Raw genomic sequence first — 6,704 nt, 5'->3', positions numbered from 1 at the left:
CGCCATGCGCGCACTTGTTTCTACACGATCCGGGTGCAACCAGCTGATCTATCTCGGGAAAACGTGGGGAAACCTCAGCCTCAGATCGCTGATTTTTTGAAGGTATGGTCATCATCCAGTGCGTGTCACCACGGCTACGACTTGGTTGTTCGAGGTGCCCTCATTGTCTGGAGCTGCACAATTGTCTGGCGTCAGAGTAGGATCTGTAGCTGGTAAGGCTTATACCACCGGCACTGGGGCTGTGGTGCTTAATTCCAATGGAACCGGGCCTGTAACGAACGTTGCAGTAATGACTGCATCCCGGCTTGATCCACTCCCACCCGACGCCTCCGGGAGCGATCTGACTAACGCGCTCACCAAACAGTGTTCGATGGCTATTCAGACCTCCGGCGCGCAGCCGCTATTTATTCCGCGCGCGTGTGGACGCCAATCCTGGAGGCAGATCAAGTGAACAAGACAGATCACAACGCTGGCCCGCCACCTTCTGTGCGAGGCTTCACGCTGATCGAGTTGATGATTACTGTCGCTGTCGTGGCAATACTCGCTGCAGTGGCATATCCGTCCTATGCGGAATACATACGGAAGTCTCGTCGCGCCCAAGCCAAAGCCGATCTGTTGGAGCTGGCGCAGCTTGCGGAACGCTTCCACACCGCAAACGGAACGTTTTCAAACTTCAAACTCAGTGGGGGAGGCGCGTTCACCCAGTCTCCCCGAGAGGGTGGCGCTGCGCGTTACTTACTCTCCTTGCAAGCTGCGCCTACGGGCTCCACGTTCACGGTGGTGGCAACACCCCAGGGCGATCAGGTGAAGGACAAGTGCGGGACGCTTTCGCTCAATCAGGCGGGCGCCAAGACCGCTAGTACGGGCACCATTGCTGACTGCTGGTGAGCCGGCTGATGGTGATGGTGATGATGGGTATTGCATTAACATGATCTAGCGTCTAAAATTCGCCTCCCCGCCCGAATAGCTCAGCCGGTTAGAGCACTTGACTGTTAATCAGGGGGTCGTTGGTTCGAGTCCAACTTCGGGCGCCAAGATGTTGAAGAGGCCGCGACTAGTCGCGGCCTCTTTATTTTTGGCTGCAGCTCACCGTGCAGGGCAACTAGTTGGCTGCGTATAGCGGACAGACCGCGCTCTTCCCGAGTTGTTTACAACGACGTCCGCCAGGCGCTGCGCGCGCGTACATAGGCTGATCGTGATGTTGGTTCCGCTATTGCGGCCGTTCGGAAGAAATCGGACAAGCGATCTGCCAATCGTTCCAGTCATGCTGATGTTGTCGCTTGCCGGGTAGTGTTCAACCCGCAGGATCGAGGCTGCTTCTACAGGCTGCCCGCTACGCATTGGATCTCTGAAGAGTATCCATCCCCGGCTCCAGTCTCTGTCAGGTCGACAACTCGCCCCATCAACGGATGGGCAGATGCTGACTGGCAGGCGGTGAGTGACCGCAAGACTCCTGGCCATCGCCAGATGGGCCGTAAGCAGGTGAACCCGTGTCTGTGTTCGCTGCCACTCGATTAGTGCTCTAAAGCTAGGCAGGCCAACGGCAGCCACGATTCCGACAATCGCCATCACGATCAGCAGTTCGACCGCCGTGTACCCTTTTGCGCACGAATGAGCTCCTGCTCGCATCGCGCCTCTCCTTGACTCGGAGCAAGCAGTCTCTACGGCGATCACATCTCATGTAACGTCTGCATTACTTGATGAGGCGTCAGACTTTTACCGACAGTGACCTCCGGCATTTCGTGCAGTCCTCCCCCGAGACCCGCTCCATGACCGACCGTTTCAAGCTCGTATCTCCATACTCCCCAGCCGGCGATCAGCCGGCAGCCATCGACAAGCTGGTGGCCAATTTCGAGGCCGGCCTGGCTAAGCAGACCTTGTTGGGCGTGACCGGCTCGGGCAAGACTTACACCATCGCCAACGTGATCGAGCAGGTGCAGAAGCCGACCCTAGTGATGGCGCCGAACAAGACCTTGGCGGCGCAGTTGTACGGTGAGTTCAAGTCGTTCTTTCCGAACAACGCGGTGGAGTACTTCGTTAGCTACTACGACTACTACCAGCCCGAGGCCTACGTGCCGTCGTCGGACACCTTCATCGAGAAGGACAGTTCGATCAACGAGCATATCGAGCAGATGCGACTGTCGGCGACCAAGACTTTGCTGTCGCGTCGCGATGCGTTGGTGGTGGCCACGGTCTCGGCGATCTATGGCTTAGGCGCGCCGGAAGACTATTTGTCGCTGCGCTTGATCCTGTCGGTGGGCGAGCATATTGATCAGCGCAAGTTGATCCGTCATCTCAGCGATCTGCAGTACACGCGCAACGAATTCGAGCTGACGCGCGGGGCGTTTCGTGTGCGTGGCGAAGTGCTGGATGTGTTTCCTGCCGAGTCGGACACGGAGGCATTGCGTATCGAGTTGTTCGACGGCGATATCGAGCAGCTGACCTTGTTCGATCCGCTCACCGGCGAGACGCTGCGTAAATTGCAGCGCTACACCGTGTATCCCAAGACGCATTACGCTACCACGCGCGAGCGTACGCTCAGTGCGGTGGATACGATCAAGGAAGAGCTCAAGGAACGGCTGGAGCAGTTGTATTTGCAGAACAAGCTGGTCGAAGCGCAGCGCTTGGCGCAGCGCACGCAATTTGATCTGGAAATGATGGCCGAGGTGGGCTTCTGCAACGGCATCGAAAACTATTCGCGGCATCTCACCGGTAAGGCGCATGGCGAGCCGCCGCCGACGTTGTTCGATTACTTGCCGCCGGATGCGTTGCTGGTCATCGACGAGTCGCATGTGACCATTCCGCAGATCGGCGCGATGTACAAAGGCGACCGCTCGCGCAAGGAAACGCTGGTGGAGTTTGGCTTCCGCCTTCCTTCTGCGCTGGATAACCGGCCGCTGCGCTTCGAAGAGTGGGAGGCGCGTTCGCCCCGTAGCATCTATGTTTCTGCCACGCCTGGTCCCTACGAATTGCGCGAGTCCGCTGGCGAGATCACCGAGTTGGTGGTGCGCCCGACGGGCTTGATCGATCCGGTGGTGGAGATCCGTCCAGTCGGTACGCAGGTCGATGACCTGATCTCCGAGATCCATGAGCGCATCAAGCTCGGCGACCGTGTGTTGGTGACCACGCTGACCAAGCGCATGTCCGAGAACCTCACCGAATACCTGGGCGAGCACGGCATTCGGGTGCGCTATCTGCATTCGGATATCGACACCGTGGAGCGGGTGGAGATCATCCGCGACCTGCGTCTGGGCAAGTTCGACGTACTGGTCGGTATCAATCTGCTGCGCGAAGGCCTGGACATGCCGGAAGTGTCGCTGGTGGCGATCTTGGATGCCGACAAGGAGGGATTCCTGCGCTCGACTGGCTCGCTGATCCAGACGATCGGGCGCGCCGCACGTAACCTGCGCGGCAAGGCCATTCTCTATGCCGACAAGATAACGCGTTCGATGAAGGCGGCGATCGACGAGACCGACCGTCGCCGCGAGAAGCAGGTCGAGTACAACCTCGAACACGGCATCACGCCCAAGTCCGTACAGCGCCCGATCTCCGACATCATGGAAGGCGCGCGCGAGGATGCTGCCGAGAAGAAGGCCGGCAAGGGCCGTTCGAAGTCGCGTCAGATCGCCGAAGAGTCTGTCGACTATCGCGCGATGGGGCCGGCGCAGATCGCCGGCAAGCTCAAGAGCCTTGAGCAGAAGATGTATCAGCATGCCAAGGATCTGGAGTTCGAGGCAGCCGCGCAGATTCGCGACCAGATCCAGAAGCTGAAGGCAGCGATCCTGGCGTAGTGCAGGGAAGGGTGCAGAAGTGCAGAGAGGGCTTGCGGCCCACGAAACCCTGCGCTAGAATGCGCGCCCTGCGTAGCGCAATGCTAACGCAGGAAACGGGCGGTTAGCTCAGCGGTAGAGCACTACCTTGACATGGTAGGGGTCACAGGTTCGAACCCTGTACCGCCCACCACTCCAAGTCAGTATGCATGGCGACTTGAAGTGGTTTCAATATGGCAGCGACTGCTGCCACTGAGCAAAAATTGACTCCATTCAGCAGCTTTTGCAGCTTTGTTCTGTCTTTGATGATGGAATCTAACCCTTATCGCTGACCTTGTTCTTACCCATCTGCACTGCGTAGTCGTCATGCTTTATGCCACGTGGCATATGTCATTGTGACATATGCCAAAACCAGGATAACCCCAGATCTCTCCCTGGATCAAGCCAAGGTCTGGATCGACTCGCTGGTCGAGAGCGGTGGACGCAAGTCCGATCTGATCGATCACGAGCCTGTCGTCCGTCGCTAGACTGCCGTCCAGATGTAAGCCAAGGAGTAAGGTCGCGTGTCCAAAGCCAAGATAATTGCAATCGTCACTGCGGTGACGTTGCTGGTTGGGTATTTTCTGTCCGGGTATCTGACATTGCTGCTGTTGCGACTCGACATCGTGTTGTACTCCTGGGACACCTACTACCGCTACGTCAGCGCACTTTGCTTGCCGGAGTTGGCGCCTTACACGACCAAGATCAAGATGTCCGGCGTTCTCGGCTTTGGTCTGCCTGGAATTATCTGGGCCATCACGGTCGTGCTTCTGCTCAAGCCAAAGCCACGCGCGCTGCACGGTGACGCGCGCTTTGCTGGAGCGGCCGATCTGTCCAAGCACGGGTTATTCAAGCCTATCGGCAACGGCATCGTGGTCGGCAAGTTCAACGGCAAACTGGTGCGACTGAGCAGGCAGCAATGCGTGATCCTGGCCGCGCCGACGCGCTCCCCCTACGTCAGAATAGGTGTCGCCCGGAGAGGAATGGTACCGGGGGCGATGACGAGAGGTTGAAATGGCGCGATACGGACAACAGCTCAAGAACAGGGTGGTGGCGCGCTTGCTGCCGCCGGAAAATGTAGCGGTGAGTGCGGTGTCACGGGAGATCGGCGTATCCGAAGCGACGTTGGAGCTCTGGCTCAGCCAGTCGCTGGCCGAGCCGCAGCGGGAGCGGCTGTGGACCTCGGTGGCACGGTTCGATGCGGTGCTGACGACGGCCAGCATGGAGCAGGCCTCGCGGAGTGCGTGGTGCCGCAGCAACGGCGTGTCTGCGCAACAACTGGCGCAGCCCGGTGAGATCGGGGCCAGCACCCTGCAGGACACACAGGATCGGCGTCGTATCCGGGAGCTTGAGCGAGCGTTGCGACGCTCAGGACAAGGCGCTGGCTATTCTGCAGGCCCGCCATGCGCTGTATCAGCAAGCGCGCCACGCCAATCCTGCGCGCTGGAGCGGCAACACCCGCAACTGGGAGCACATCGGCGCCGTGGCGTTGAACCCGGAGAAGGCATCCCATGACACACAAGTCGATACGCGCCGTAACATCTTGATCCCGTGAGGATTGCGGAGCAGCAGCTGAGTGGATGTGGGCGCGAGCCCAAAGGTGCCGATGGTTCGCGCGGCGGCCTGATGGAAAGCACCCGCTGGATCGAAGGCGACGCGCGCATGGCTGAGCGTGCCCAGGCGTTGCCGCACGTACGGCAAGGGTAGGTGGCCGACAGGGGGGGCGACATCCTGGCGTTACTGGTCAAGGCCCGCGACCTGGAGCATGCGGCCGATCAGGTGATCCGCTGCCAACACGACCGTGGGTTGCCCGAAGGCGGCAAGCTGTGGGCACGGCTGGATTGAATCGCCCCGGCTTCTGTAGACACCCCGCAGCCTCATTGTGATTGCTGCTTTTCGAACTCTACCGGAGACAGCCCGTGGTTGTGCCCGTGCTGTCGTCTGATGTTGTAGAACATCTGGATGTAGTTGAAGACGTCGGACTTCGCTTCCTCGCGAGTCACGTAAATCCTGCGCTTGATGCGCTCGCGTTTGAGCAGTTGGAAGAAGCCCTCGGCGACCGCGTTGTCGTGACAGTTGCCGCGCCGGCTCATGCTGCTGACGAGTCCATGTGCTTTCAGGAAATCTTGCCAGTCGTGCCCATTCAATTGCGTGCCTTGATCCGAGTGCACTAGCAGCCCGCAGGCGGCTTGCGTCGCCATACGGCCATCAGCAAGGCGTGCAGCACCCGGTCGGTGTGCAGCGTCGATTGCATCGCCCAGCCCACGATCCTGCTTGAGAAAAGATCCAGCACCACGGCCAGGTACAGCCAGCCTTGGTGCGTTCGGATCTAGGTGACGTCGGTCACCCATGCCTGATTGGCGATGCCCGGATCGAACTGACGCGCCAGCTGATTGTTGGCCACGGCAGCCGGCTTCCCAACGCCCATGCCCGGCCGGCGGCGATAGCCCACCTGTGCCCGCAGGCCTTCCTGCCGCATCAATCGCGCCGTCCGATGCTTGCCGCACGATTCACCCACCTCGCGCAGATCACGGGTGATCTTCCGGTAACCGTACACCCCGCCACTTTCCAGCCAGAACTACGTGATCCAGCCAGGACTGCTTGATCAGGCCCAGGACTGCTTGATCAGGCCCAGGACGCACTTGACCCGTCGCAGTTCGGACGCCTGATCGATTGCCGCCGGATGCGTGGATGACCGATTCGCGTCGTGCTTCCGCCAGGCATATAGACGATGGATCGATATGCCGAGCCGACTTGCCACATCGGCGACCGAGTGCCCACGGTCAGTGACCTGCTTGACCGCCTCGACCTTGACCTCTTGCGTGTAGCGCTTGCTGCTCATAGACACCCCTGGTGCTGCCGTGAATTATGGCTGTACGGTGTCTAGGAAAGCCG

General features: G+C 59.6%; 6 protein-coding genes, 2 tRNA genes and 2 pseudogenes. 8 read left to right on the top strand and 2 right to left on the bottom strand.

Translation table 11 applies throughout. The features are described 5' to 3' along the window. The first annotated feature begins 447 nt into the window (after positions 1-447). Positions 448-888 carry a type IV pilin protein gene (locus XpopCFBP1817_RS08825; RefSeq protein ID WP_279627108.1) on the top strand — a complete coding sequence of 147 codons (441 nt, stop codon included), beginning with the start codon at positions 448-450 and terminating at the stop codon, positions 886-888. A 69-nt stretch (positions 889-957) separates the two neighbouring features. Next, positions 958-1,034 (top strand) — tRNA-Asn (locus XpopCFBP1817_RS08820). Positions 1,035-1,086: 52 nt separating this feature from the next. Here XpopCFBP1817_RS08820 and XpopCFBP1817_RS08815 read toward each other — a convergent pair. Then, a complete protein-coding gene (locus XpopCFBP1817_RS08815; protein ID WP_128416834.1) occupies positions 1,087-1,629 on the bottom strand; it encodes a GspH/FimT family pseudopilin in 543 nt (180 codons plus the stop codon). Positions 1,630-1,769: 140 nt separating this feature from the next. Between XpopCFBP1817_RS08815 and uvrB the strand changes: the two genes are divergently transcribed. The 6 genes and pseudogenes from uvrB (at position 1,770) to XpopCFBP1817_RS21550 (ending at position 5,654) form a co-directional block, all read left to right on the top strand. Next, a complete protein-coding gene (uvrB, locus tag XpopCFBP1817_RS08810; RefSeq protein ID WP_128416833.1) occupies positions 1,770-3,791 on the top strand; it encodes an excinuclease ABC subunit UvrB in 2,022 nt (673 codons plus the stop codon). Positions 3,792-3,888: 97 nt separating this feature from the next. After that, positions 3,889-3,963, top strand: a tRNA-Val gene (locus tag XpopCFBP1817_RS08805). 370 nt (positions 3,964-4,333) lie between these two features. Then, a pseudogene (locus tag XpopCFBP1817_RS08800) lies at positions 4,334-4,759 on the top strand (type IV secretory system conjugative DNA transfer family protein); the annotation flags it as partial. Between the two features lie 398 nt (positions 4,760-5,157). After that, a complete protein-coding gene (locus tag XpopCFBP1817_RS08795; protein ID WP_128416832.1) occupies positions 5,158-5,364 on the top strand; it encodes a hypothetical protein in 207 nt (68 codons plus the stop codon). After that, entirely contained in the window at positions 5,361-5,516 is a 156-nt protein-coding gene (locus tag XpopCFBP1817_RS21555) for a hypothetical protein (RefSeq protein WP_158251281.1), read from the top strand. Before XpopCFBP1817_RS08795 ends, XpopCFBP1817_RS21555 begins: the two co-directional genes overlap by 4 nt. Next, a complete protein-coding gene (locus XpopCFBP1817_RS21550; RefSeq protein ID WP_158251280.1) occupies positions 5,517-5,654 on the top strand; it encodes a hypothetical protein in 138 nt (45 codons plus the stop codon). A gap of 32 nt (positions 5,655-5,686) precedes the next feature. Here XpopCFBP1817_RS21550 and XpopCFBP1817_RS08790 read toward each other — a convergent pair. Continuing rightward, positions 5,687-6,651: pseudogene (locus XpopCFBP1817_RS08790) on the bottom strand (IS3 family transposase). Positions 6,652-6,704: the final 53 nt, after the last annotated feature.

The organism is Xanthomonas populi (assembly GCF_002940065.1).
Taxonomy (GTDB): domain Bacteria; phylum Pseudomonadota; class Gammaproteobacteria; order Xanthomonadales; family Xanthomonadaceae; genus Xanthomonas; species Xanthomonas populi.
The sequence above is the reverse complement of the archived record's forward strand: the minus strand, read 5'-3'. Positions and strand labels throughout refer to the sequence as shown.